20 protein-coding genes are annotated in these 25,442 nt (G+C 65.7%); 8 read left to right on the top strand and 12 right to left on the bottom strand.

The features are described 5' to 3' along the window. Window positions 1-22: 22 nt before the first annotated feature. From bamA to rpsB, 9 genes are all read right to left on the bottom strand, one after another. Window positions 23-2,380 carry an outer membrane protein assembly factor BamA gene (bamA, locus tag ACI48I_RS08575; protein WP_498573903.1) on the bottom strand — a complete coding sequence of 786 codons (2,358 nt, stop codon included), beginning with the start codon at window positions 2,378-2,380 and terminating at the stop codon, window positions 23-25. 81 nt (window positions 2,381-2,461) lie between these two features. Next, window positions 2,462-3,799, bottom strand: coding sequence for an RIP metalloprotease RseP (gene rseP / locus ACI48I_RS08570; protein ID WP_193685471.1), 1,338 nt, complete (start codon window positions 3,797-3,799; stop codon window positions 2,462-2,464). A 1-nt stretch (window position 3,800) separates the two neighbouring features. Continuing rightward, entirely contained in the window at window positions 3,801-4,979 is a 1,179-nt protein-coding gene (gene ispC / locus ACI48I_RS08565) for a 1-deoxy-D-xylulose-5-phosphate reductoisomerase (protein WP_498573902.1), read from the bottom strand. A gap of 11 nt (window positions 4,980-4,990) precedes the next feature. Continuing rightward, a complete protein-coding gene (locus ACI48I_RS08560; RefSeq protein WP_498573901.1) occupies window positions 4,991-5,824 on the bottom strand; it encodes a phosphatidate cytidylyltransferase in 834 nt (277 codons plus the stop codon). Further along, window positions 5,824-6,573: a polyprenyl diphosphate synthase gene (gene uppS, locus ACI48I_RS08555; RefSeq protein ID WP_193685468.1), complete on the bottom strand. Its 750-nt coding sequence runs from the start codon at window positions 6,571-6,573 to the stop codon at window positions 5,824-5,826. The genes ACI48I_RS08560 and uppS overlap by 1 nt, the downstream gene beginning before the upstream one ends. A gap of 135 nt (window positions 6,574-6,708) precedes the next feature. Further along, a complete protein-coding gene (gene frr, locus ACI48I_RS08550) occupies window positions 6,709-7,269 on the bottom strand; it encodes a ribosome recycling factor (RefSeq protein WP_193685467.1) in 561 nt (186 codons plus the stop codon). A 39-nt stretch (window positions 7,270-7,308) separates the two neighbouring features. Further along, window positions 7,309-8,025 (bottom strand): UMP kinase, encoded by a 717-nt coding sequence (gene pyrH, locus ACI48I_RS08545; protein ID WP_193685466.1) that lies wholly within the window; start codon window positions 8,023-8,025, stop codon window positions 7,309-7,311. Between the two features lie 221 nt (window positions 8,026-8,246). After that, complete coding sequence (gene tsf / locus ACI48I_RS08540; protein ID WP_193685465.1) at window positions 8,247-9,155, bottom strand: translation elongation factor Ts; 909 nt, start codon at window positions 9,153-9,155, stop codon at window positions 8,247-8,249. 148 nt (window positions 9,156-9,303) lie between these two features. Next, window positions 9,304-10,053 (bottom strand): 30S ribosomal protein S2, encoded by a 750-nt coding sequence (gene rpsB, locus ACI48I_RS08535; protein WP_193685464.1) that lies wholly within the window; start codon window positions 10,051-10,053, stop codon window positions 9,304-9,306. Window positions 10,054-10,377: 324 nt separating this feature from the next. Between rpsB and map the strand changes: the two genes are divergently transcribed. From map to ACI48I_RS08500, 7 genes are all read left to right on the top strand, one after another. Continuing rightward, the gene (map, locus tag ACI48I_RS08530) at window positions 10,378-11,202 is read left to right on the top strand and encodes a type I methionyl aminopeptidase (RefSeq protein WP_498573900.1); all 825 of its coding nucleotides are present in this window, start codon (window positions 10,378-10,380) and stop codon (window positions 11,200-11,202) included. Window positions 11,203-11,207: 5 nt separating this feature from the next. Next, a complete protein-coding gene (locus ACI48I_RS08525; RefSeq protein ID WP_498573899.1) occupies window positions 11,208-13,787 on the top strand; it encodes a [protein-PII] uridylyltransferase in 2,580 nt (859 codons plus the stop codon). Window positions 13,788-13,818: 31 nt separating this feature from the next. Further along, window positions 13,819-14,565, top strand: coding sequence for a pseudouridine synthase (locus ACI48I_RS08520; protein ID WP_193685461.1), 747 nt, complete (start codon window positions 13,819-13,821; stop codon window positions 14,563-14,565). Window positions 14,566-14,770: 205 nt separating this feature from the next. Beyond that, window positions 14,771-15,613 carry a phosphate/phosphite/phosphonate ABC transporter substrate-binding protein gene (locus ACI48I_RS08515; RefSeq protein WP_498573898.1) on the top strand — a complete coding sequence of 281 codons (843 nt, stop codon included), beginning with the start codon at window positions 14,771-14,773 and terminating at the stop codon, window positions 15,611-15,613. Beyond that, window positions 15,610-18,441, top strand: coding sequence for a putative bifunctional diguanylate cyclase/phosphodiesterase (locus ACI48I_RS08510; protein WP_498573897.1), 2,832 nt, complete (start codon window positions 15,610-15,612; stop codon window positions 18,439-18,441). Before ACI48I_RS08515 ends, ACI48I_RS08510 begins: the two co-directional genes overlap by 4 nt. Window positions 18,442-18,681: 240 nt before the next feature. After that, the gene (locus tag ACI48I_RS08505; RefSeq protein ID WP_227496436.1) at window positions 18,682-20,181 is read left to right on the top strand and encodes a peptide MFS transporter; all 1,500 of its coding nucleotides are present in this window, start codon (window positions 18,682-18,684) and stop codon (window positions 20,179-20,181) included. Between the two features lie 95 nt (window positions 20,182-20,276). Then, window positions 20,277-20,786, top strand: coding sequence for a GNAT family N-acetyltransferase (locus ACI48I_RS08500; protein ID WP_498573896.1), 510 nt, complete (start codon window positions 20,277-20,279; stop codon window positions 20,784-20,786). A 31-nt stretch (window positions 20,787-20,817) separates the two neighbouring features. Here ACI48I_RS08500 and ACI48I_RS08495 read toward each other — a convergent pair whose 3' ends face one another. Next, the gene (locus ACI48I_RS08495; protein ID WP_193685458.1) at window positions 20,818-22,362 is read right to left on the bottom strand and encodes an AMP-binding protein; all 1,545 of its coding nucleotides are present in this window, start codon (window positions 22,360-22,362) and stop codon (window positions 20,818-20,820) included. A 67-nt stretch (window positions 22,363-22,429) separates the two neighbouring features. Beyond that, entirely contained in the window at window positions 22,430-23,206 is a 777-nt protein-coding gene (locus ACI48I_RS08490; protein WP_193685457.1) for a crotonase/enoyl-CoA hydratase family protein, read from the bottom strand. Window positions 23,207-23,261: 55 nt separating this feature from the next. On the opposite strand from ACI48I_RS08490, the gene ACI48I_RS08485 reads away from it, so the two are divergent. After that, the gene (locus tag ACI48I_RS08485; RefSeq protein ID WP_498573895.1) at window positions 23,262-24,080 is read left to right on the top strand and encodes a PaaX family transcriptional regulator C-terminal domain-containing protein; all 819 of its coding nucleotides are present in this window, start codon (window positions 23,262-23,264) and stop codon (window positions 24,078-24,080) included. 12 nt (window positions 24,081-24,092) lie between these two features. Here ACI48I_RS08485 and ACI48I_RS08480 read toward each other — a convergent pair whose 3' ends face one another. Beyond that, entirely contained in the window at window positions 24,093-25,442 is a 1,350-nt protein-coding gene (locus ACI48I_RS08480) for a hybrid sensor histidine kinase/response regulator (RefSeq protein ID WP_498573894.1), read from the bottom strand.

The raw sequence follows: 25,442 nt of genomic DNA, 5'->3' as shown, positions 1-25,442 counted from the left end.
GTAAGTGCCGACGGGCGCCCGGTCAGAAGCCCGTGCCCATCTGGAACTGGAAGCGCTCGAGACGGTCGCCCGGTTTCGCATTCAGGGGCTTAGCATAACTCAAGCGCAGCGGGCCCACCGGCGAAATCCACGACAAGCCGATACCGGCGGCGTAACGCAGCTCGCCGAGGTAGATCTTCGACTTTTCCTGGTAGACCTGGCCGCCGTCGAGGAAGGTGAACCAGCGCAGGCTGCGGTCCTTGCCGCTGCCCGGGAACGGGAACTGCAGCTCGGCGCTGCCGATGACGCGCTTGGAGCCGCCGATGGCGTCGCCGTAGACCGGGTCGATCACGCCCAGGGTCGAGCTCTCGTAGCCGCGCACCGAACCGATGCCGCCCGCATAGAAGTTCTTGAACACCGGATAGGAATGGCTGCCGATGCCCTTGCCGTAATCGAGCTCGCCGCGCAGGGCCAACGTCATCCAGGAGGTCACCGGACGATACCACTGGTGTTCGTACACCATGCGGAAGTATTTCGAATCGCCGATCGCGTCGACTTCGAGGTTGGCGCGCTGGTAGCGGCCGACGCTCGGGGTCAGCGCGCTGTCGCGGCTGTCGCGGCCCCAGGCCACGGTCAGCGGGATCGAGATGCTCTTGCCGGTACCGATACCGTAGGTCGACTGGTCGGCCGGGTTGTTCGGGCCGCCGTTCTGGGCCACGAAATTGCGGTACAGGGTCGGGCTGGTGGCGTCGGTCTCGAGCGAGGTACGCTCCAGGCCGGCGCCGAAGTAGACGGTGTCGGTTTCGGAGAACGGCACGCCGAAGGTCATGTTGCCGCCGGTCTGGCGCACCGTGTACGAACCGATGTTCGACAGCGGTGGACGCGTCGTGCGCAGGTAGAGCTGGAAGGCGCGCGAGACGCCTTCGTCGGTGAAGTACGGATTCGTGTTCGAGAACGCGATCGTGCGGCTGTACTTCGAGGTGTTCAGGTCGATGCCGACGGTCTGGCCGCTGCCGGCGAAGTTCGCCTGCTGGACCGAAGCCGTGAAGGTGAACTTCTCGGCCTGCGAGAACGAGCCGCCGATCATGAAGTTACCGGTCGGTTTTTCCTCGACCGTCAGGTTGATGTCGACCTGGTCGCTGGTGCCCGGCGACTCGGGCGTGTCGACCTTGACTTCCTTGAAGTAGCCGAGGCGGTCGACGCGGTCGCGCGAGAGCTTGACCTTGTCGGCGTCGTACCACGAGCTTTCGAACTGGCGGAATTCGCGGCGGATCACTTCGTCGCGGCTGGTGGTGTTGCCCGAGATGTTCACGTGGCGCACATAGGCGCGCTTGCCCGGATCGACGACGAAGGTAAACGCGACGGTGCGCTTCTCGCGGTCGATCTGCGGATCGGCGTTCACGTTGGCGAAGGCATAGCCGAACTGGCCGAGGCGCGCGGCGATGCGCTTGTTCGACGCTTCCTGCAATGCGCCCGAATAGGTCTTGCCCGGCTGGAGGACGATCAGGCGGCGCAGTTCCTCCTCGCGGCCGAAGGTCTCGCCTTCGAGTTTCACGCTCGAGACGGTGTACTTCTCGCCTTCGGTGACGTTGATGGTCAGGTAGATCTCTTTCTTGTCCGGCGTGATCGCGACCTGGGTCGAGTCGACGTTGACCTCGAGGTAGCCGCGGTCCAGGTAGTAGGACTTGATCGCTTCCAGGTCGCCGGTCAGCTTGGTCTTCGAGTACTGGTCGGCCTTCGAATACCAGGTGAACCAGCCCGACTTGGACAGCTGGAAGACTTCCAGCAGTTCCTTGTCCGAGAAGGCCTTGTTGCCGACGATGTTGATGCCCTTGATGCGCGCGACCTCGCCTTCGTCGACGTTGAACATCACGTTTACGCGGTTACGCTCGATCGGGGTGACGGTGGTCGTGATCTTCACGCCGTACAGGCCGTGCGACAGGTACTGGCGCTTGAGTTCCTGCTCGGCGCGGTCGACCGCGGCCTTGTCGTAGATCTTCGCTTCGCCGACGCCGATGTCCTTCAGCGCCTTGACCAGCATGTCTTTCTCGAATTCCTTGGTGCCGGTGAAATCGACCGTGTTGATCGCCGGACGTTCTTCGACCAGCACGACCAGCACGCCCTTCTCTTCTTCCAGGCGGATGTCCTTGAAGAAGCCGGTCGCGTACAGCGCCTTGATGGCGGCGATGCTCTTCTCTTCGTCGAAGGTCTCGCCCACGCGCACCGGCAGGTAGCTGAACACGGTGCCGGCTTCGGTACGCTGGATGCCTTCGATGCGGATGTCCTTGACCACGAACGGATTGACGGCAAGCGCAGGAGCGGCGCACAGGGCCAGCACGGCTGCGCCGATCAGGCTGCGGCGAATGAACGGCAGGGCAAAACGATCTGGTTGTGATTTCATTGGCTAATCAGTCATTGGACAACGTACATGTTTTTCTTTGACGGTGGCGCGCTGCCGCCGGCGGCGCCGGGCTGCTGCGCCCTAGAGCCGCTGCGACAGGTCATTGAAGATGGCGAGCGCCATCAGCATGAACAGCAGGGCCACCCCCGCGCGCTGTGCGAATCCCTGGATTCGCTCGGACAGGGGACGCCCGGTCAAAACTTCCAGCGAATAATACAACAAATGCCCCCCATCCAGCACGGGGATTGGTAACAGATTCATGACGCCCAGGCTCACGCTGACGACTGCGATGAAGCCCAAAAAGGTCGCCAGGCCCATGCGTGCAGTCTGTCCGGCGTAGTCGGCGATCGCGATCGGACCGGTCACGTTCTTCAGCGAAGCCTGCCCGGTGACGATCTTGCCGATCATTTTGAAGGTCAGCGCCGTCATCTCCCAGGTGCGGCGCGCACCCTTCGCGACCGCCTCGACGGGGCCGGAGCGCACGGTGACGCGTTCGATGGCTTGCGCCAGCTGCACCGAGGCCAGGCCCTGCCCTTTCGGATCTTTCGCCGGCGTCAGCGGCAACGTAAGGATCTGGCTTCCACGCCGCACCTGCAGCTGCAAGGTGCGCCCGGGCGCGGCGCGCACCGCCTGCACGAAATCGGCCGCGGTCGCGAAAGGCTTGCCGTCGGCGCCGAGCACGACGTCGCCCGGCTGCAGGCCGGCGCGTGCGCCCGCCCCGCCTGCGACCGCCTTTTCCACCTGCGGCATGCCGATCCAGACGTCGAGCCCGAGCGCGGCCATCGGGTCGCTGTCCGGACCCGGCTCCTTCACCGCGCTGGCGGGGATCGTGGCCGCGTACTGGCTGCCGTCGGCAGCGCGCACGGTCAGGTGCGCATCGATCCTGTCGACGGCGAGATGGGTCATCTGCCAGCGCAGGTCGGACCAGGCGGCGACCGGCTCGCCGTTGACGGCGACGATGCTGTCGCCGCCGCGCAGGCCGGCGACATACGCCGGGGTGTTCGGCGCCATCGGGCGCAGTTTGGTGCCCGGTTCTTCGGTGCCGTGCATGAACAGGGCCGCGAACAGCACGATCGCCAGCAGGAAGTTGGCGACCGGGCCGGCGGCGACGATGGCGATGCGCTTCCAGACGTTCTGGCGCATGAAGTCGCGCGCGCGGTCGGCGTCGTTGGTCGGCGTGGTCGCCGGGTCGCGGCTGTCGAGCATCTGGACATAGCCGCCCAGCGGCAGCGCGGAGACAGCCCATTCGGTCTGGTCGGGACCGAAGCGGCGCGACCACAGGACCTTGCCCATGCCGACCGAGAAGCGCAGCACTTTCACGCCGCAGGCGCGCGCGACCCAGTAGTGGCCGAGTTCGTGGAAGACGATGAGCGGCCCCAGCGCCAGGATGAAGGCGGCCGCGGTGTAGAGGAAGCTCATGTCAGTGCCGGGCGATGTTGGCGACGATGTTCGATGCCGCGCTGCGGGCATGCGCATCCTGCGCCATCACGGCCGCGATGTCGTGCGCGGCGCCATGCGGGTTCTCGTCCATCACGCGGCGCACGACGCGATCGATGTCGCGGAAACCGATGCGCTCGTTCAGGAAGGCCTCGACCGCGATCTCGTTGGCCGCGTTCAGCAGGGCCGGCGCGGTGCCTCCTGCGCGCAGCGCGTCGAAGGCGAGCGCGAGGCAGGGGAAGCGCCCGTAGTCGGGCTTGTGGAATTGCAGCGCGCCCATGGTGGTGAGATCGAGTTGCGCCACGCCCGATTCGATACGCTCCGGGTAGGCCAGCGCGTGCGCGATCGGGGTGCGCATGTCGGGATTGCCGAGCTGCGCCAGCACCGAGCCGTCGACATACGAGACCATCGAGTGGATCACGCTTTGCGGGTGGATCACGACCTCGATCAGCTCGGCCGGCGCGCCGAATAGCCAGTGCGCCTCGATCACTTCCAGGCCCTTGTTCATCATGGTCGCCGAATCGACCGAGATCTTGCGGCCCATCGACCAGTTCGGGTGCTTGCAGGCCTCGAGCGGGGTCACCTCTTCCAGCGTCTCGACGGCGCGGTTCAGGAAGGGGCCGCCGGAAGCCGTCAGCAGGATCTTCGCCACGCCGGAGCGGGCCGGCGTGCGGGCGTAATCGCCCGGCAGCGACTGGAAGATCGCGTTGTGCTCGCTGTCGATCGGCAGCAGGGTCGCCTTGTGCTCGCGCACGGCGTCCATGAACAGCTGGCCCGACATCACGAGCGCTTCCTTGTTCGCCAGCAGGATTTTCTTGCCGGCGTTTGCCGCGGCCAGGCTTGGGGCCAGGCCGGCCGCGCCGACGATGGCGGCCATCACGGTGTCGGTGTCCGGGCTGGAGGCGATCTCGCACAGGGCCGCTTCACCATATGCAACGTCGATGCCGAGGTCGCCCACCAGGCGCGCCAGTTCGGCTGCCGCTTCGGGCGTGCCGACGACGGCGCGCTGCGGACGATACTTCCGGCATTGCGCGGCCAGTTCGGCGACGCGCGAATGGGCGCTAAGGGCGTACACCTGGTACTGCCCGGGATGACGCGCGAGCACGTCGAGGGTCGAGACGCCGATCGAGCCGGTGGCGCCCAGAATGGTGATGCGTTGCATGTTAAAACTCCTTACAGCCAGGCGCCGATCAGTGCCGCCAGCGGCAGTACCGGTACCAGGGCGTCGATCCGGTCGAGCACACCGCCATGGCCGGGCAGCAGGTTGCTGCTGTCCTTCATGGCGGCGCGGCGCTTGAGCTGGGATTCGAACAGGTCGCCGACGATGCTGGCGGCGACGATCAGGATCAGGATGGCGTACGTGGCGGCCCAGCCGAGGCTGGCCTGCACGCGGACCGGGAAGGTGTTCGCGAGCGTCTCGTTTCCGAAGACGATCGCGAGGGTCGCGATCACGAGCACGGCGATGCCGCCGCCGATCGCGCCTTCCCAGGATTTACCGGGCGAAATCGACGGCGCGAGTTTGCGCTTGCCGAAGGCTTTGCCCGAGAAGTAGGCGAAGATGTCGGCGGCCCAGACGATGGCCATCACCGACAGCAGGTACAGGGGAGAATACGCGAACAGCGCGGCGATCGCGGCGAAGCAGCCGACCAGGGCCACGGCATAGGTCAGGCTGAGCAGCGTATTCGGGGCGCTGTCGAGGGCCGGCAGGCCGATCTTGAGCGAGGGCGCGAAGCGCAGCACCCAGACCAGCAGGCTGATCACGAACCAGAAAGTTTGCGTCTTACCATTACCGCTGAAAAAGAAGGTCCAGGCGAAGGCCGCGGTCCAGGCCACGGCGACCACGACCGCCTTGCCCGACTTCGGGTTGAACAGGCGGAAGGTTTCCCAGATCGCGGCGCCGAAGAAGGCGGTCACCACCACCGCGAACGCCGTGTAGTTGTTGAAATACAGGACCGGCAGCAGGACTGCCAGCAGCACGAGCGCGGTAAGGATCCGGGTTTTGAGCATCAGTTCTTTTTAGCCACTTGTTCGCCGGTGCGGCCGAAACGGCGCTCGCGGCTCTGGTAGGACGCGATCGCCGCGTCCAGCGACTCGACCGAGAAATCCGGCCAGTAGGTGTCGGTGAAATACAGCTCGGAATAGGCCAGCTGCCACAGCAGGAAGTTCGAGATGCGCTCTTCCCCGCCGGTGCGGATGAACAAGTCAGGCTCGGGCGCATACGCCATCGCCAGGTGCGGCGCCAGCATGTCTTCCGTGTACTCGGTCACGCCCGGGTTGGCGGCAACCATCTTGCTGGTGGCCTGCATGATGTCCCAGCGGCCGCCATAGTTGGCGCAGACGGACACCGTCAGGCGCGTGTTGCCGGCCGTGCGGCGCTCGGCATTGGCGATCATCTCGCGCAGCTTGGCGTCGAAGCGCGACAGGTCTCCCACGACCTTCAGCCGGATGTTGTTCGCGTGCATTTTCGAGACTTCACGCTCGAGGGCGGTAACGAACAGGCGCATCAACAGCGAGACTTCTTCTTCCGGACGGCGCCAGTTTTCCGAGGAAAATGCGAACAGGGTCAGGTATTCGACCCCGCGCAGCACGCAGGCTTCGACCACGCCGCGTACCGCTTCCACGCCCTTGACGTGGCCTGCGACGCGCGGCAGCAGGCGCTTGGTCGCCCAGCGCCCATTGCCGTCCATGATGACGGCGATATGGCGCGGAACGGCCGGCACATCGGGAACTACGGTCGTCGAACTCTTAAAGATCATAAATCGTTTGCCATCACGGCAATTACGGTAAAAACGCGGTAAAAAGCGGGCCTTGCCCGATTGTGCCCGGCATTGGCCCGCGTACTACTTTCGGTTACGTCTGCTTACTAGTTTGCACGCCGGAAGGCAGGCATCTTACACGGTCAGGACTTCTTTTTCCTTTTCCGCGACCATCTTGTCGATGTCGGCGACGAACTTGTCGGTCAGCTTCTGGATTTCGTCCGAGGAGCGGCGCTCGTCGTCTTCCGAGGCCGTCTTGTCCTTGACCATTTTCTTCAGCTGCTCGTTGGCATCGCGGCGGATATTGCGCACGGCGATCTTCGCGTCTTCCGCTTCCGATTTCACCAGCTTGACCATTTCCTTGCGGCGTTCTTCGGTCAGGGCCGGGGTCGGCACGCGGACCAGTTCGCCGAAGGTCGATGGATTCAGGCCGAGGTCGGAATCGCGGATCGCCTTTTCGATGGTGCTCAGCATCTTCTTCTCGTACGGCTGCACGCCGATGGTGCGCGCGTCGATCAGGGTCAGGTTGGCGACGCCGGTCAGCGGCGTCGGCGAACCGTAGTAGTCGACCATGATGTGGTCGAGGATGCCGGTGTGGGCGCGGCCGGTACGGACCTTGGCCAGGTCGGAACGCAGGGTTTCGATGGACTTGGTCATGCGCTCTTGCGCATTCTTCTTCACGTCAGCTAAGGACATGCTGCTCTCCTGTTATTCAGTATTTGCTATTGTTAAAACTTAAACGTGTACCAGTGTACCTTCGTCTTCGCCCATGATCACGCGCTTGAGGGCGCCGGGCTTGACGATCGAAAACACCTTGATCGGGAGTTTCTGGTCACGGCACAGGGCGAACGCGGTGGCGTCCATCACCTGCAGCTGCTTCGAGATCGCCTCGTCGAACGAGATCGACTCGTAACGGGTGGCGTTCGGGTCCTTCTGCGGGTCGGCGGTGTAGACGCCGTCGACCTTGGTTGCCTTCAGGACGATCTGGGCGCCCACTTCGGCGCCGCGCAGCGCCGCTGCGGTGTCGGTGGTGAAGAAGGGGTTGCCGGTGCCGGCGGCGAAGACGACGACCTTGCCCTCTTCCAGGTATTGCAGCGCCTTCGGGCGCACATACGGCTCGACCACCTGGTCGATGCCGATGGCCGACATCACGCGTGCGGTGATGCCGACGTGGCGCATGGCGTCGGCCAGTGCCAGCGCGTTCATGACGGTGGCCAGCATGCCCATGTAGTCGGCGGTGGCGCGGTCCATGCCCTGCGCACCCGGCGCGACGCCACGGAAGATGTTGCCGCCGCCAATCACGACCGCCAGCTCGACACCCAGCTCCGCCACTTCCGCGACGTCGGCGACCATGCGGTCGATGGTAGCGCGATTGATGCCGAACTGATCGTCGCCCATCAGTGCTTCGCCAGACAGTTTAAGCAGGACTCGTTTGTAGGCTGGTTTTGTCATGATGAAGCGCTCTCCTGTATGTTTGATTCGAATTCGGTTCCGGCCGCAGGCTCGTGGCCTGGAGCCTCATCTGCAAATGTACAGATGGCGGCGAAACTGGCGCGCACGCTCCGGGGAGGCGGCGCCGTATTTCGCGTGGGCCGGCACGGGTGCCGGCCCACGAAACCCGGCCGATGTAAACGACCGGGTTAAAAAAACGGGCCTTGCGGCCCGCTTTCACATTACTGCTTGTTGGCAGCCATCTGTGCCGCGACTTCTGCTGCGAAGTCGTCGACCTTCTTCTCGATGCCCTCGCCCACGACGTACATCGTGAAGCCCTTCACCGTGGTGTTGGTTGCCTTCAGCATCTGCTCGATCGACTGCTTGTCGTTCTTCACGAAGGTCTGGTTCAGCAGCGACACTTCTTTCAGGTACTTCTGGACCGAACCTTCGAGGCGCTTGGCCAGGATTTCCGGCGACTGGGCCGGCTTGCCTGCGGCAGCGGCTGCGTCTGCATCTTCCTGGGCCTTGAGCTGGGCGACCGAACGCTCTTTCTCGATCAGTTCAGCAGGAACGCCTTCCGACGACAGGGCGACCGGCTTCATCGCGGCGATGTGCATCGCGACGTCCTTGCCGACCTGCTCGTCCGCGCCTTCGTAGTCGACCATGACGCCGATACGGGTGCCGTGCAGGTAGGAAGCGAGCTTGCCGGTGGTTTCGAAACGCTGGAAGCGGCGCACGGTCATATTCTCACCGATTTTGCCGATCAGTGCCGAACGCAGCGCGTCGAAGGTCTGGCCGCCGACGTCGAGTGCCGACAGGGCTGCCACGTCGGCAGGGTTCTGCTCGGCAACCAGCTTGGCTGCCAGGTTGGCCATGGCCAGGAACTCGTCGTTCTTGGCGACGAAGTCGGTTTCGCTGTTGATTTCGACCAGCGCGCCGACGTTACCGGCGATGTACGAAGCAACCACGCCTTCGGCGGTCACGCGTGCCGATGCCTTCGATGCCTTGCCGCCCAGCTTGACGCGCAGGATCTCTTCGGCACGGCCCATGTCGCCTTCGGCTTCGGTCAGTGCCTTCTTGCATTCCATCATAGGCGCGTCGGTCTTCGCGCGCAGTTCACCCACCATCGCTGCAGTAATCGCTGCCATGTTTTTCTCCCAAAATGTGTTCAGTGTCGCGGATGTCCGACTGGAACATCCACACGATAATTTCTTACCAATTCTGTGCTTAAAAAAAGGGGTGCGCAGCCACGGCCCAGCACCCCTTCTTTGCGCGGACCGGAGTCCGCTTTCTTAATTACGCCTGCTCGGAGACTTCGACGAAGTCGTCGCCGCCGGCCTTGACCATCTCAACGACTTCGTTGGTGGCGTTGGCACGGCCTTCCAGGATCGCATCGGCGACGCCGCGTGCGTACAGGGCGATGGCCTTCGACGAGTCGTCGTTGCCAGGGATCACGTGGGTGACGCCTTCTGGCGAGTGGTTGGTATCGACCACGCCGATGACCGGGATGCCCAGCTTGCCGGCTTCGGTGATGGCGCCCTTGTGGTAGCCGACGTCGACGACGAAGATTGCGTCAGGAACGCCACCCATGTTCTTGATGCCGCCGATCGATTTCTGCAGCTTGACCATTTCGCGCGAGAACATCAGGGCTTCTTTTTTCGACAGCTTCTCGACCGAACCGTCTTCCACTTGCGCTTCCATGTCCTGCAGGCGCTTGATCGAGGTCTTGATGGTCTTGAAGTTGGTCAGCATGCCGCCGAGCCAGCGCTGGTCGACGTAAGGAACACCGGCGCGCTGGGCTTCAGCAGCGATCAGGTCACGGGCCTGGCGCTTGGTGCCGACCATCAGGATGGTGCCGCGGTTGGCCGAGATCTGCTTGATGGTCTTCATCGCATCCTGGTACATCGCCATGGTCTTTTCCAGGTTGATGATGTGGATCTTGTTGCGATGACCGAAGATGAACGGTGCCATCTTTGGGTTCCAGAAACGGGTCTGGTGGCCGAAGTGAATACCGGCTTCCAGCATTTCGCGCATAGTAACGGACATGTAATTCTCCAGGGTTAAGTCTTGAATAACGGCCAGTCACCCTATGGGCACCCTTGTCGGCCGCATTCGCGATTTGAATAAATAAAATAGACAGCTAAAAATGAACTACCGAGCAACATTGCTGGACCTCAGCCCAAGCAACCCGAGATTCTAGCCGGATTCGGCCCATTTTTCAAGCGTAACAATGTATGCGGGGCGGGTTGCGGCGGCACGGCCCGCCCCTCGCTTCGACGAGGGGCGTGGCTATCCCTTATAATGACGGCATCTTTGCCACGCGCCGTATCGGAGGCGTCGGCCATCCACCGAATTGAATACTGACCGCATATGTCCATCTCCATCAAGACCCCAGACGAAATCGAAGGCATGCGCCTGGCCGGCCGCCTCGGCTCCGAAGTACTCGACTACATCACCCCCTTCGTGAAGCCCGGCGTCACCACCGGCGAGCTCGACCGCCTGTGCCACGAATACATGACCAACGTGCAGGGCACCGTGCCGGCGCCGCTGAACTACGCGCCGCCGGGCTACCCGCCCTTCCCGAAAGCCGTCTGCACCTCGGTCAACGACGTCATCTGCCACGGCATCCCGGGCGACAAGGTCCTGAAAAGCGGCGACGCCCTGAACATCGACGTCACCGTCATCACCAAGGATGGCTTCCACGGCGACAACAGCCGCATGTTCCTGGTCGGCGAGCCCTCGATCCTGGCACGCCGCCTGTCGGAAGTGACCTATGAATGCATGTGGCTCGGCATTTCGAAGGTGAAGCCGGGCGCGCACCTGGGCGACATCGGCTACGCGATCCAGCAGCATGCCGAGAAGAACGGCTACAGCGTGGTGCGCGAATTCTGCGGCCACGGCATCGGCAAGGTCTTCCACGAAGAGCCGCAGGTCCTGCACTACGGCAAACCGGGCACCCTGGAAAAGCTCGAGCCGGGCATGATCTTCACGATCGAGCCGATGATCAACGCCGGCCGCCGCGAGATCAAGGAAATGCCGGACGGCTGGACCATCAAGACGAAGGACCGCAGCCTGTCGGCCCAGTGGGAACACATGATCCTGGTGACCGAGACCGGCTACGAGGTGCTGACGCAGTCGGCCGGCACCCCGCCGCCGCCGGCGATCGTCGCTGACAAAGACGCCGTACCGGCTTGATTACCATGTCTGCCGCCCAGCTGGAGCAGGCCCGTCCCGAACTCAAGGGCCGCCTGAAGACCGAACGCCAGGCCCTGTTCCACGCCTTCCGCGAGGACGGCAAGCCGGAAAAGCTGCTGCGCGGCCTGCGCCACAGCGTCGACGCCATCCTCACCGAAGCCTGGCGCGCGGCGCGCCTGCCCGCCAACACGGCCCTGGTCGGCGTGGGCGGCTACGGGCGCGGCGAGCTGTTTCCCTATTCCGACGTCGACCTCCTGATCCTGCTCGGCGCCCCGCCCGACGCGATCACCCAGGCGAAACTGGAAAGCCTGGTCCAGCTGCTGTGGGACCTGGGCCTGGAGATCGGGCACAGCATCCGCACCGTCGACGAATGCATGCAGGAATCGAGCGCCGACATCACCGTGCAAACCAGCCTGCTGGAAGCGCGCCTGGTGACGGGCGACGCGCATCTCTTCGCAGAGCTGGAGAAGCGCTATGCCGAGGCCATGGACCCGCAAGCCTTCTTCCAGGCCAAGACGGCCGAGATGCGCCTGCGCCATGCCAAGTACGAATACACCGCTTTCGCGCTCGAGCCGAACTGCAAGGAAAGCCCGGGCGCGCTGCGCGACCTGCAGGTGATCCTGTGGGTGGCGAAGGCGGCGGGCCTGGCCAACTCCTGGGGCCAGCTCGCCACCCGCGAGCTGATCACGCAGGACGAAGCGCGCCAGCTGATGGAAAAGGAGCGCGCCTTCAAGGACATCCGCGTGCGCCTGCACCTGCAGACCAACCGGCGCGAAGACCGCCTGCTGTTCGACGTGCAGACGGCGATCGCCGAATCGTTCGGGCTGGTGTCGGATCCTTCCGGCCCCGGCGCGCGGCGCGCCAGCGAATACCTGATGCAGCGCTACTACTGGGCGGCCAAGACGGTCACCCAGTTGAACACCATCCTGCTGCAGAACATCGAGGCGCGCCTGTTCCCGCAGCCTGTCGAAGCGGTGCCCATCAACGCCTGCTTCAACGATGTCGGCGGCTTCATCGACATCGCCCACGACGACACCTTCGAGACCACGCCCTCCTCCGTGCTGGCGATTTTCGTCGCCATGACCGAGCGCCCCGACATCAAGGGCATGACGGCGCGCACCACGCGCGCGCTCTGGCACGCGCGCAACCTGATCGACGAGGACTTCCGCGCCGACCCGGGCAACCGCGCCAACTTCCTGCGCATCCTGAAGGCCCCGCAAGGCCTGGTGCACGCCCTGCGCCGCATGAACGACTTCGGCGTGCTGGGACGCTACCTGCCGAACTTCCGCAACATCGTCGGCCAGATGCAGCACGACCTGTTCCACGTCTACACCGTCGACCAGCACATCATGATGGTGGTGCGTAACCTGCGCCGCTTCACGATGGCCGAACACGCCCACGAATATCCCTTCTGCAGCGGCCTGATCGCCAACTTCCGCGACCGCTGGCTGCTGTACGTGGCAGCCCTGTTCCACGATATCGCGAAAGGCCGCGGCGGCGACCACTCGGAACTGGGCAAGGTCGATGCGCTCGACTTCTGCTGGGACCACGGACTGTCCCAGGAAGACACCGAACTGGTCGTGTTCCTGGTCGAGCAGCACCTGACCATGTCGCAGGTCGCGCAAAAACAGGACCTGTCCGACCCGGACGTGATCCAGGCCTTCGCCGCCGTCGTGAAGGACGAGCGCCACCTGACTGCCCTGTACCTGCTGACGGTGGCCGATATCCGCGGCACCAGCCCGAAGGTGTGGAATGCCTGGAAGGCGAAGCTGCTGGAAGATTTGTATCGCATCACGCTGCGCGTGCTCGGCGGCGAGCCGCATTCGGCCGACCGCGAGTTGCGCATGCGCCAGCAGGAAGCGCTGGCCACCCTGCGCCTGTTCGGCCTCCCCGCCGACGCCCACGAGGCGCTCTGGGACCAGCTCGACGTGGTCTATTTCCTGCGCCACGACGCCTCCGACATCGCCTGGCAGACGCGCACGCTGTACGACAAGATCAAGAGCACCAAGCCGGTCGTGAAAGCACGCCTGGCCCCGGCCGGCGCCGGCATCCAGCTCACCGTCTACGTGAAGGACCAGCCCGACCTGTTCGCGCGCATCTGCAGCTATTTCGACCGCAAGAACTTCAGCATCCTCGATGCGAAGATCCACACCACGCGCGATGGCTACGCGCTCGACACCTTCCTCGTCACCGAGGAGAATTTCGCGAAGAACTACCGCGACATCATCAGCCTGATCGAGCACGAACTGTGCGAGCTCCTGACCTCGAATGCGCCGCTGCCGCCGCCGACCCGCGGCCGCCTGTCGCGCCTGTCGCGCCACTTCCCGGTTGCGCCGAGCGTGGAGCTGCGCCCGGACGAGCGCGGCCAGCACTACCTGCTCACGATCGCGGCCAACGACCGCACCGGCCTGCTGTACGCGATCGCCAGCGTGCTGACGCGCTACCGCATCAACCTGCACACGGCGAAAGTCATGACCCTGGGCGAGCGCGTCGAGGACGTGTTCCTGGTCGACGGCCCGAATTTGAACAACCCGCGCGTGCTGGTGCAGCTGGAAACCGAGCTGCTCGACGCGCTGGCAATTTGATACAACCAATCTCACTTACTAATAGCTTCCGATGACCGAACCGCTCCGCCTCTCCAAACGAATGTCCGAACTGGGCCTGTGCTCGCGCCGCGAAGCCGATGAATGGATCGCGCGCGGCTGGGTGCGGGTCGACGGCAAGGTCGTCTCGGAGCTGGGCAGCAAGGTACTTCCGAACCAGCGCATCACCGTCGAGCGCCAGGCCGCGGCCGAGCAATCGAAGCGCGTCACGGTCCTGATCAACAAGCCGGTCGGCTACGTATCGGGCCAGGCCGAAGACGGCTACACGCCCGCCGTCGCCCTGATCAAGCCGGAAAACCGCTGGCCGGACGATCCGTCACCGGAACAGTTCCACCCGACCCAGCTGCGTTCGCTGGTGCCGGCCGGCCGCCTCGACATCGACTCGGTGGGCCTGCTGGTACTGACCCAGGACGGCCGCATCGCCAAGCAGCTGATCGGCGAGACCACCTCGGTCGACAAGGAATACCTGGTGCGCGTCGAGTACACCAAGGGGGGCAAGCTGCCCGATTCCGACCTCAAGAAGCTGAACCACGGCCTCTGGATGGACGGCAAGCCGCTGCTGCCGGCCAAGGTGCGCTGGCAGAACGAGGACCAGCTCAGCTTTACCCTGAAAGAGGGTAAAAAGCGCCAGATCCGCCGCATGTGCGACATGGTCGGCCTGAAGGTGATCGGCCTGAAACGCGTGCGCATCGGGCGCGTCAAGCTGGGCGACCTGCCGGTCGGCCAGTGGCGCTACCTGGCAGCGGACGAGCAGTTCTGAACTTGGTAGGCTCGAGCAGTTCGCAGGAGTCGTTGAGCCCAATGGCTCAATGACGGGCTCACCGGGCATTTGTACCCACGCGGTGATAGTACAGCGCTGCTTACAACACCAAAAGTTGCAATAAGGCATTAAACAAGCGATTTCCGGTATAATCTCTGCCCATCGCGCCCATCGCGCTCGCCTCCTGATTTCCACCATCATGCGCATGTCCCTGCGGGCCCGCTATGCCCTGTCCGTTGCTGTCGTCCTGAGCTCTCCGGCCATGGCTGCGGACGCCCCCGCCTACAATTTCTCGCCCGTCAACCAGTACAACCTGCAAATCTCGGCCAGCTTCTGGAACCCGATCGTGCGCTATGTCTCGCACAAGAGCGGCGTGCGCCTGAACCTGAAGCTCGGCCGCACCTCGGCCGACACGACCAGCTTCATTCTCACCCGCGAAGTCGACTTCGCCTTCACCAACCACCTGTTCAGCCCCGAGCGCGTCAAAATGGGCTGGACCGTGTTCGGGCGGCGCGATGCGGTGCCGGTACGGGCGCAGATCGTGGTGGCGGCCGACTCGCCGGTACGCAGCCTAGCGGAGCTTGCCGGCAGCACCGTCGTCTTTCCCGGGCCCGAAGCCCTGATCGCCTACAAGATCACGTATGCCCAGCTGTTGCGCGACAAGGTGCCGGTCGACGTTGCCTTTGCCGGCAATATGGACGCTGCCTTCACCCAGCTCTTCAGCGGCCGGGCCAAAGCGGCCGGCGCCAATTCGCAGCTGGTGCAGAACTACGCGGGCCGGGAAAACAAGGCCTTTCGCGTGCTGTGGAGTTCGGCCCCGTTCAACGACCTGGCCCTGATGGCCTCGAATCGGGTACCGGCCGCCCACGTGCAGGCAGTGGCGCAGGCTTTCCTCGGCATGGGGCGCGATCCGGAGGGCCGTAAGGTCCTCGAGGCCGCCTCGGCACTGATCCACGAGACGAAACCCGCCGGTTTCGTGCCCGCCACCGATGCCGACTACGCGGCCTACCGCCACTTCTACGAGGCCGCACCGGCCGAACTGCGGTGATCCGCCGCCGCACGATGCTGAGGCTGGCCTGGCGGCTGCTTCCGCGCTCGCTCGCCGGCCGCGTCTTCATCCTGTTCGCCCTCAGCATGCTGGTATTCGGCGGGGTCGGCATGGGCATGTTCTATCGCCACCAGTACCTGCAACACATCGAGGAAACCCAGGACGCCGCGAATACCCTGGTCGAGGTGGCGGCCCAGGCGGTCGAGGACAGCGCCCTGATCGGCGACTACGACACCGTCAAGCGCACCCTGGCGACGATGATGCTGCAGTCGCCCTTCGCCAGCGCCGCCTTCATCGACATGAACGGCGGCGTGATCCGCGTCGAGGCCAGGCGCGATGCCTCGCTCTACCCGGCGCCAGCCTGGCTGGTGACCCATGTCGGCGGCGAACTGTATGACGTCAACCGCGTCGTCGCCGCCGGCGGCAAGGATTACGGCGTGCTGCGCCTGCATTTCGACGAGCGCCGGCTGGCCTCGCAACTGTGGCTGCTGCTGGTGCAGTCGGCCTGCCTGGCCGCCGTCGTGCTGGCCATCAGCCTGGCCGTGGCGCGCGCCCTGCTCGCGCGCTGGCTGAGGAACCTGGACAACCTGCGCTTCCACGACGCGGCTGCCCCGATCCGCCCCGATGCCCCGCTCGAGATCCGCGAGGCGATCAAGGCGATGAACCGCAGCGCCGCCAGCATGCGCGACGAATACGGCCAGCGCATCGCCTCCCTGATGAACTCCCTGGTGCAGCACAAGAGCGCGCTCGACCAGGCTGCGATCGTCAGCGAAGTCGACCGCGAAGGATTCGTGACGGCCGTGAACGACGAGTTCGTGCGCCAGTCCGGCTACCCGCGCGAGCAACTGGTCGGCCGCGCGCTGGCGCTGGCCGGCGGCGGCTGGTCGCCCGCCACCACGGTCTGGCGCGGCGAGGTCGCGTTCCGGGGCGAAGGCGGCGAACGCCAGTGGTACCGCACGATCGTCCCGATCTTCGACGCCGCGAAAAACGTCGACAAATACATCTGCATCGATTTCGACATCAGCGAGCGCAAGGAATTCGAAAGCGCCATCGTGCGCAACGCGATGCGCCAGGGCCTGATCGCGCGCCTGGGGCGCAAGGCGCTCGAAGCCGGGCCGCTGGTGGAACTGTTCGAGATGGCGGCGCGGCTTGCCTGCGACGGCCTCGGCGTGCGCCATGCGGCGCTGTTCGCCTTCGACCTCGAGGCGGGCAGCGCCTGCCTGCAGGCCTCGCGCGGCTTTCCCGCCAACACCCGCGCCCTACCGTTTCCCTGCCCTGCCGGCAGCGCGGCCGGGGAAACGCTGACGCGCTGGACCACGGGCCTGCTCGGCTTCGAGGACGCCGGCAGCAGCATCGACGCGGTCGTCGTCTGCGCCGGCCGGCCGTTCGGCGCGCTGGCCGTGTATGCGCCCGAGGCGCGCACCTTCCAGGAAGACGAGGACGCCTTCCTGAACGGCCTGGGCAACATCCTCGCCACCGCCGTCGAGCGCGAAGACGCGCGCAACCGGCTGACTTACCTGGCCCAGTTCGACGCGCTGACCGGCCTGCCGAACCGCCACCGCCTGGGACTCTGCCTGGAAGAAGCCATCGCGGGCGCCGCCGAAAGCCGCCGCCGCGCCGGCGTCATGTTCATCGACCTGGACCGCTTCAAGAGCGTCAACGACATGCTCGGCCACAGCGTCGGCGACGAGCTGCTGGCCCAGGCCGGACGCCGCCTGCAGGACTGCGTGCGCACCCTGGACGTGGTGGCCCGCCTGGGCGGCGACGAATTCGCGGTCGTGCTGCCGCAGCTGGGCGCAAGCAGCGAAGCCGAGCCCATCGCCCGGCGCATCGTCGAGGCGCTGGCGCAGCCCTTCCTGCTTCAGGGCCAGCAGCTCTACGTCTCGGCCAGCGTCGGCATCGCGGCTTACCCGGACGACGGCATGGATGCCGCCACCCTGCTCAAGAGCGCGGACACGGCGATGTACGGGGCCAAGCAGAACGGCCGCAACAACTACCAGTTCTATCTCGCCGAGATGAACGCGAACGCCGCGCTGCGCCTGCAGACGGAACACCAGCTGCACCTGGCGCTCGAGCGCGGCGAATTCGAGCTGCACTACCAGCCGAAGGTGAAGCTCGCCACCGGGGCCGGGATGGGCAAAATCAGTGGCTTCGAGGCCCTGCTGCGCTGGCGCCATCCCGAGCGCGGCCTGGTGGCGCCCTTCGAATTCATCTCGATCCTGGAGGAGACGGGCCTGATCCTGCCGGTGGGCGAATGGGTGATCGCCGAGGTGTGCCGCCAGCTGGGCGCCTGGTCGTCCGCCTGGGCATCGGTGCCGCCGGTGGCGATCAACCTGTCGGCGCGCCAGCTCGGCCACGCCGGCCTGCCCGACACCGTGCGCGCCATCGTCGAGGCGGCCGGGGTCGACCCGTCCCTGCTCGAATTCGAGCTGACCGAATCGATGCTGATGCTCGACCCGGAAGCGGCGGTGCGCATCCTCACCGACCTGAAACGCCAGGGCATGCGCCTGTCGGTCGACGATTTCGGCACCGGCTATTCGAGCCTGGCCTACCTGAAACGCTTCCCGCTCGACGCCCTCAAGATCGACCGCACTTTCGTGCGCGACCTGCCCGGCGACAGCGACGACGCGGCCATCACCAAGGCCGTGATCAGCCTGGCGCACAGCCTGAACCTCAAAGTGGTGGCGGAAGGGGTCGAGACGATCGCGCACCTGGACGCGCTGCGGGCCTTCGGATGCGATGAGATCCAGGGGTATTACGTCGGTCGGCCGGTGCCGGCGGCGCAGTGCGCGGCTCTGATGGAAAACGAATCGATGGCAGTTGCCTGATGCAGGGGCGTAGGGTGGGCTCTCGAGCCCACGCGGTGCAACGCACGCATATCGAGATGCCAGCCGTGTACCGCGTGGGCACAAGTGCCCACCCTACGGACCCCGCGCACAGTTGAGTTAATACTGAACGTCCAGCGCCGCTCCTGCCACGATTGCATCTTCCATGCGCCTCGCGTAGCATGCAACGGCTTGCTTCCGGTCACGAGCTGGAAACGACAGTCAATATACCAAGGAGATAATTTGAAAACGGAAATCCTCCCGTACAGCCAGACCCGGTCCTTCGTGACCGTCTGGATGATCGAGTTGTGGGAACGCTTCGGCTATTACGGCATGCAGGCGCTGATCGTGTACTTCATGGTCCAGCGCATGGGCTTCGAAGACAGCCGCGCCAACCTGGTCTGGGGCGCCGCCGCAGCGCTGATCTATGTCGCACCGGCCATCGGCGGCTGGATCGGCGACAAGGTGCTGGGCACTAAGCGCTGCATGGTGCTGGGCGCCATGATCCTCTCGCTCGGCTACGCGCTGATGGCGGTGCCGACGACGAATACCTGGTTCCTGTTCTCCGCCCTGGGCGTAATCGTGGTCGGCAACGGCCTGTTCAAGCCGAACACCGCCAACCTGGTGCGCAAGATCTACGAAGGCGACGACTCGAAAATCGACAGCGCCTTCACCATGTACTACATGGCGGTGAACGTCGGTTCGACCTTCTCGATGCTGGCCACGCCGGCCATCAAGGACTATTTCAATGCCGCCCACGGCAATGAAATCGGCTGGCACGTGGCCTACGGCGTGTGCAGCGTCGGACTGGTGATCGGCGTCCTCACGCTCCTGATGATGCGCGCCACCATCCGCCACGTCGGCTCGCTGCCGGACGAGCGCCCGCTCGACAAGGGCAAGCTGGCGATGGTGCTGGGCGGCGGCGTGCTGGCGGTCGGCCTGTCGGCGGTGATCCTGCAGTACCAGAGCATCGCCCGCGTCTTCGTCTACCTGGCCGGCATCGTGGTGCTGGGCATCTTCGTGCACCTGATCCGCAAGAGCGAGCCGAGCGAGCGCGCCGGCCTGATCGCGGCCCTGGTGCTGACGCTGCAGACCGTGTTCTTCTTCATCTTCTACCAGCAGATGTCGACTTCGCTGTCGCTGTTCGCCCTGCGTAACGTCGACCTCGAATTCAATGTGCTGGGCGCCCACCTGTGGACCTGGTCGCCGGCCCAGTTCCAGGCGCTGAACGCGATCTGGATCATGGTGCTGAGCCCGGTCCTGGCCCTGGTCTACACCCGCGCCGGCCGCACCGGCAAGGACCTGTCGATCGCCGGCAAGTTCGCGCTCGGTTTCACGGTGGTGGCCGCAGGCTTCTTCACCTATGGTTTTGCCGGCCAGTTCGCGGTGAACGGGCTGACCTCGTCGTGGATCATGATCGCCGGCTACGGCCTGTATTCGCTGGGCGAGCTGCTGGTTTCCGGCCTCGGCCTGGCGATGGTGGCACGCTATGTGCCGGCGCGCATGGGCGGCTTCATGATGGGCGCCTATTTCGTCGCGACCGGGATCTCGCAATACCTGGGCGGCGTGGTGGCGAACTACGCCAGCGTCCCGCAAGGCATGACCGACCCGCTGCAGACCCTGCCGATCTATACCAGCCTGTTCAACAAGCTGGGCATCGCGGCCGTGATCTGCACGCTGATCGCCCTGTCCGTGCTGCCGCTGATGCGGCGCCTGACGGCGACGCACAGTTCGCACCAGTAAGCGATAAGGAAGGGCCGGTTCGCCGGCCCTTTTCATGTAGTGTACCGCGTGGGCATGCCCGCCCTGCGCATCTGCCAACGGCCAGGACGAGACCCATGACGATACTGAGCACCGAACGCCTGCGCCTGGAACCGATCGACGACCGGCACTTCGAGGGCCTGCAGGCCATGAACAGCCAGCCCGAGGTCATGCGCTTCGTCGGCGGCACGCCGGAGACGCCCGAACAGACCCGCCACATGATCGAGCTGGTCAAGGGCCGCTGGGCGCAGTACGGCTTTTCCTGGTGGGCCTTCATCGAAGTCGAGAGCGGGCGCCTGGTCGGCGCCGGCTGCGTCCAGTACCTGGGCCGCGATCCGGCCAACCCGCTCGAACTAGGCTGGCGCCTGGTGCCGGACAAATGGGGACAAGGACTGGCCCTGGAGGCCGCCCGTGCGATGGCGGCCTGGGCTTTCGAGACGCTCGATGCGCCGCTGCTGGTCGCCGTCTGCCGGCCCGACAACGCCAATTCTGCGAAGGTGATGAGCAAGCTCGGGATGCGCTACCGCGGCGAGGAGACCTGGTACGAGCGCCCCCACGCCGTCTACGAACTAAACCGGACGCAGTGACGCGCACCCACGGCCTGAGGCGCGCCGCCGCTCAGCCTGCGCGCAAGTCGTCGCGCAGCTGCTTGCGGTTCATCTTGCCGACGGCGGTCTTGGGCAGGCTGCCGGCGAACAGGACCCGGCGCGGCTTCTTGTAGGAAGCGAGCGTGCGGGCGACGTGGGCGATCAGCTCTTCTTCGCTGGGCTGATGCCCTGCCCGCAACACCACCACCGCCGTGACGGCTTCCACCCACTTCTCGTCCGCCGTCCCGACCACCGCGCACTCGCGTACTGCCGGATGCGTCAGCAGGGCACTCTCGACTTCGCTCGGGTAGACGTTGTAGCCGCCGGTGACGATCATGTCGGAGGTCCGGTCCTTCAGGCGCAGGTAACCCCGTTCGTCGAACTCGCCGATGTCGCGCGTGCGCACCCAGCCGTCGCCGATGAAGGTGGCCTCGTTCAGGTCGGCAGCGGCGTAATAGGCGCCGATCGCCGACGGCGCGCGCACGGTGATCTCGCCGGGCATGCCGGGTGCGACCTCGTTGCCGGCCGCGTCGAGCAGCCGGATCTCGACATCCAGGGCCGGCTGTCCGCAGGTATCGAGCAGCGCATCGACGTGGTCCTCCGGCCGCAGGACCGCCAGGCACAGCGGCACTTCGGTCTGCCCGTAGTACTGCCAGAAGCGGTGCTGCCCCCAGGCCGCCATGGCGCGATCGATGACCGGGCGCGGCATCGGCGAGGCGCCGTAGATGACGTATTTCAGGGAGGCGACGTCGGTCGCGCCGAACTCCGGGTGCTCGGACAGCATCTGCAGCATGGTCGGCACCAGGTTGATGGCGGTGGCGCCGTGCTGCGCGATGGCGCGCAGGAACTGGCCGGGCTCGAAGCCGGGCAGGATCACGGTGCGGCCGCCGCGCAGCCAGAACGGCAGCACGAACACGCCGCTGGCGTGGATCAGCGAAGCCGCATGCAGCATCACGTCGTCCGGGGTGGCGGGCAGCAGATTGAGCAGGACGTTGCGGCAGATGGCCGCGTAGGTGGTCTGGGTATGCTGGGCGGCCTTCAGGGTGCCGGTGGTGCCCGAGGTATACAGGGTCAGCACGATGTCGTCGGGGCCGATCCTGATGCGTGGCGGCGTGCTGGGGAAGGATGCCAGGTGTTCCAGGAAATCGGGCGAATCGGCCCCGGCGGCGCCGATGCCGAAGCAGCGCAGGCCCGGCAGCGCGGCGCGCAGGTCGGCGGCGCGCTCGGCCAGGCCAGGACCGAAGACCAGTGAAGTGCAGCCGGCCTCCTCCAGCATGCGCCGGTGTTCGTCCAGCGACAGGCGGGCGTTCAGCGGCACCCGGTTCATGCCCGCCTTCACGCAGGCGAAATCGACCGGCACGCTGTACAGGCCATTGTTGAGCAGCAGCGCGATGCGGCTGCCCTGGGCGGTCAGCCCGAGCAGCGCATGGGCCAGCTGGCTGCTGATGGCATCGACCTCGGCGAAGCTCAGGCTCTGCTCGCCGAAGACGATGGCGGTGCGCGGCCCGTGCTGCGCGGCCCCGCGCCGGATCAGTTCGAGGTAGGTCGGGCCCTGCGCCTTCCGGCTTTGTTGCATGTCCTGCTTCATCGATCGCTCCAGGTTGTGTGGATGCCGCAAAAAAGAGATGGTATGGCGCCCTGCCTCAGGCGCCGGGGCTGCCGTGGCGTCCGGCGCCCTCGACGAACCGGCGAGCGCCCGCCACGCCCTCCTCGAAAACGAGGGGGGTACCCTGCGCGCCCTCGCGCCGCAGCGCCTCCGGCAGCGGCAGGTCCCATTGGTCATGGGCGGAGCGGCGGTCGGCCAGCATGCATCCCTGGGGGAAGCCGGCGATCGTGTGCGCCAGCGCGCAGGCCTGGTCGAGCGCCTTGCCGGGTGGCGCGACATAGTTCACCAGCCCCATGCCGTGCGCCTCGGCTGCGCCGACCGGCCGGCCGGTCAGGATCATATCCAGTGCGCGCCCCATGCCGACGATGCGCGGCAGCCGCACCGTGCCGCCGTCGATCAGGGGCACGCCCCAGCGCCGGCAGAACACGCCGAACACCGCGTCCTCGTCGGCCACGCGCAGGTCAGCCAGCAAAGCGAGCTCGAGCCCGCCTGCGACCGCGTAGCCGTCCACGGCGGCGATCAGGGGCTTCGACAGCTGCATGCGGGTCGGCCCCATCGGTCCGCTGCCGCCGCCGGCCGGGTCGAGTTCGTTGCGCAAGTCCGGATCGCCGACGGCCCCCAGGTCGGCGCCCGCGCAGAAATTGCCGCCCGCGCCGGACAGCACCGCAACGCGCAGGGCCGGATCGCTTTCGAAACGTTCGAAGGCGGCACGCAGCGCGGCGGCGGTAGGGCCGTCGACCGCATTGCGGCATTCCGGACGATTGATCGTGATCGCGCAGACCGCGCCATCGGTCGTAAAAAGTACGTTCTTCATTGCGTCCTTGGCAGTAATGAGGTGATACTAAGAATTGTTTCCTTATTACGCAACCATGGACACCATTTGTAATATCGAGCGGCGCAAACCGAAGGCGCCCGAACTGATACTCGACCTGCTGATGGCGAACGGGGCGCCGCTGTCCTCGTTTGCGCTGTGCCGCGCCGGCGTGATCATGGACATCAATGAAGCGACGGTGCGGGTTGCCCTGAACCGCCTGTGCGAACAGGGCAAGATCGGCCAGCCCGCACGCGGCGTGTACGCGATCAGCGCCGCACCGCGCCCCCTGTTCCGCGACGTCGATACATGGCGCAGCAAGGAACGCAGCATGACGGCCTGGAATGGCGACTGGGTGGCGGTGCACGACACCCTGGTCCAGCGTTCGGAAAAGACCGCATGGCGCCGGCATTGCCTGGCGCTGGCGCTGCGCGGCTTCGCGGAGTTCGAACCGGGCCTGCAACTGCGGCCCGACAACCTGGAAGGCGGGATAGCGGCGCTGCGCGCACGCCTGGCGGAGCTGGGACTGTCGCCGCAGGCGACGCTGTTCCGGCTGACCGGCCTCGACGAGGCCCGGCAGGCGCGGGTCAAGGGATTGTGGAAGGTGGACGCCCTGCACCGGCAATATACGGCCATGGCCGCCGCGCTCGATGCCCACGCCGAAGTCCTGGGGCAGGAGGAGACGACCGGCGCCCTGCGCGAGTCGCTGCTGCTCGGGCGCGAGGCCATCGGCCTGCTGGTGCGCGATCCTTTGCTGCCGCCCGAACTGATGGCGCCGCAGGCCAGGCAGACCCTGATGGCGGCCGCGATCCGCTACCAGGACGAGGCGCGGCGGCACTGGCGCAACTGGATAAGCGGCATCGACCTGCCGCGCTGAGCGGCCGAGGCGCTAGGCGCGCGCCGCGACCAGCGCCAGCAGCGCGTCCGGATTGACCGGTTTTACCAGGTAGTGGTCGAAGCCGGCCTCGGTCGCGCGGGCACGGTCCTCGGCCTGGCCGTAGCCCGACAGGCCGATCGCCACCGGGCGTGCGCCCTCCTGCGAGGCGCGCAGCCGCGCCATCACTTCCAGCCCGTCCATGCCCGGCAGGCCGATGTCGCAGACCACGACATCGAAAGGCTGTTCGAGCAACCTGTCCAGCCCCGCCTGGCCGTCGTGCGCCACCGATACCTGGTGCCCTTCCATGTCGAGGAAGGCTTTCAGGGTTTCGCAGGCGTCGGGATTGTCCTCGATGACCAGCACGCGGCAGCCGCCGCTTGCCGCGACGACGTGTCCCGATGCGTCGGGCGCCAGCTCGGGCAGCGTGCAGGCCGGCAAGCGCAGCGTGAAACGGCTGCCCTGGCCGATGCCCGGGCTGTCGGCCCTGATCGTGCCGCCATGCATGGTGACCAGGTTGCGCACCACGTTCAGGCCGACGCCCAGGCCGCCCTCGGAACGCGCCAGCGAGCGCGGTCCCTGGGTGAACAGGTCGAAGATATGCGGCAGCACTTCGGGCGCAATCCCGGTGCCGTTGTCGCTGATGACGGCGACGATCTCCTCGCCTTCGCGGCGCACCTGCAGCCCGATGCGCCCGCCGTCGCCGGTGTATTTCGAGGCGTTTCCGATCAGGTTGGTAAACACCTGGGTCAGGCGCACGCGGTCGCCGCGGGCCCCCAGTTCCTTGCTGGCCAGGTCGAGTTCGAACACCTGGCCGCGCTCGGCGATGCGCGGCAACACGGTTTCCAGCGCCTGGTCGATGGTAGCGGACAGCGACAAGGGTTCGAGGTTCAGGGTGATCTTGCCGCTGCTGATGCGGGCGGCGTCGAGCAGGTCGTCGAGCAGGGCCGCCATGTGGTCGACCTGGCGCCGGATGACCTTGGAAAAATTCAGGAGCTGCGGGGTGGCGTTGGCCGAGCGTTCCAGCAGCATCGAGGACATGCTGATCGGCACCAGGGGGTTGCGCAGCTCGTGCGCCAGCATGGCGAGGAATTCGTTCTGGCGGCGGTTGGCCGCTTCGGCGTCGTCGCGCAGGCCCTGTTCGTTGATGGCCGCCAGCACCAGGTGTTCGTTGGCCTCGCGCAGGCGCGCCACGCTCGCCTCCAGCTCTTCCTTGCCTTTCAGGGCCGTGCGCAGGCGTGCGATTTCCTGCTCCAGGCTGGCGATGTGGCGATGCAGAGCGCCGGTATAGGCGTCGGGCTGGAGCTGCGCTTCCATGGAATCAAGGGAACGCTGCATCGATCCGGTCTCGTCGTCGTGATACAT

The sequence above is a fragment of the Massilia sp. LXY-5 genome (genome assembly GCF_059801075.1).
Note: the sequence above shows the minus strand (reverse complement) of the source record. Positions and strands in the feature narration are given on the sequence as shown.

What these genes read in the sequence shown, in the direction of transcription:
- bamA (WP_498573903.1), bottom strand. Translation starts at nt 2,380, where the DNA reads ATGAAATCACAACCAGATCGTTTTGCCCTGCCGTTCATTCGCCGCAGC.
- rpsB (WP_193685464.1), bottom strand. Translation starts at nt 10,053, where the DNA reads ATGTCCGTTACTATGCGCGAAATGCTGGAAGCCGGTATTCACTTCGGC.
- ACI48I_RS08490 (WP_193685457.1), bottom strand. Translation starts at nt 23,206, where the DNA reads ATGAAGAACGTACTTTTTACGACCGATGGCGCGGTCTGCGCGATCACG.
- pyrH (WP_193685466.1), bottom strand. Translation starts at nt 8,025, where the DNA reads ATGACAAAACCAGCCTACAAACGAGTCCTGCTTAAACTGTCTGGCGAA.
- ACI48I_RS08480 (WP_498573894.1), bottom strand. Translation starts at nt 25,442, where the DNA reads ATGTATCACGACGACGAGACCGGATCGATGCAGCGTTCCCTTGATTCC.
- ispC (WP_498573902.1), bottom strand. Translation starts at nt 4,979, where the DNA reads ATGCAACGCATCACCATTCTGGGCGCCACCGGCTCGATCGGCGTCTCG.
- map (WP_498573900.1), top strand. Translation starts at nt 10,378, where the DNA reads ATGTCCATCTCCATCAAGACCCCAGACGAAATCGAAGGCATGCGCCTG.
- ACI48I_RS08500 (WP_498573896.1), top strand. Translation starts at nt 20,277, where the DNA reads ATGACGATACTGAGCACCGAACGCCTGCGCCTGGAACCGATCGACGAC.
- uppS (WP_193685468.1), bottom strand. Translation starts at nt 6,573, where the DNA reads ATGATCTTTAAGAGTTCGACGACCGTAGTTCCCGATGTGCCGGCCGTT.
- ACI48I_RS08520 (WP_193685461.1), top strand. Translation starts at nt 13,819, where the DNA reads ATGACCGAACCGCTCCGCCTCTCCAAACGAATGTCCGAACTGGGCCTG.
- ACI48I_RS08525 (WP_498573899.1), top strand. Translation starts at nt 11,208, where the DNA reads ATGTCTGCCGCCCAGCTGGAGCAGGCCCGTCCCGAACTCAAGGGCCGC.
- ACI48I_RS08515 (WP_498573898.1), top strand. Translation starts at nt 14,771, where the DNA reads ATGTCCCTGCGGGCCCGCTATGCCCTGTCCGTTGCTGTCGTCCTGAGC.
- rseP (WP_193685471.1), bottom strand. Translation starts at nt 3,799, where the DNA reads ATGAGCTTCCTCTACACCGCGGCCGCCTTCATCCTGGCGCTGGGGCCG.
- ACI48I_RS08495 (WP_193685458.1), bottom strand. Translation starts at nt 22,362, where the DNA reads ATGCAACAAAGCCGGAAGGCGCAGGGCCCGACCTACCTCGAACTGATC.
- tsf (WP_193685465.1), bottom strand. Translation starts at nt 9,155, where the DNA reads ATGGCAGCGATTACTGCAGCGATGGTGGGTGAACTGCGCGCGAAGACC.
- ACI48I_RS08560 (WP_498573901.1), bottom strand. Translation starts at nt 5,824, where the DNA reads ATGCTCAAAACCCGGATCCTTACCGCGCTCGTGCTGCTGGCAGTCCTG.
- frr (WP_193685467.1), bottom strand. Translation starts at nt 7,269, where the DNA reads ATGTCCTTAGCTGACGTGAAGAAGAATGCGCAAGAGCGCATGACCAAG.
- ACI48I_RS08485 (WP_498573895.1), top strand. Translation starts at nt 23,262, where the DNA reads ATGGACACCATTTGTAATATCGAGCGGCGCAAACCGAAGGCGCCCGAA.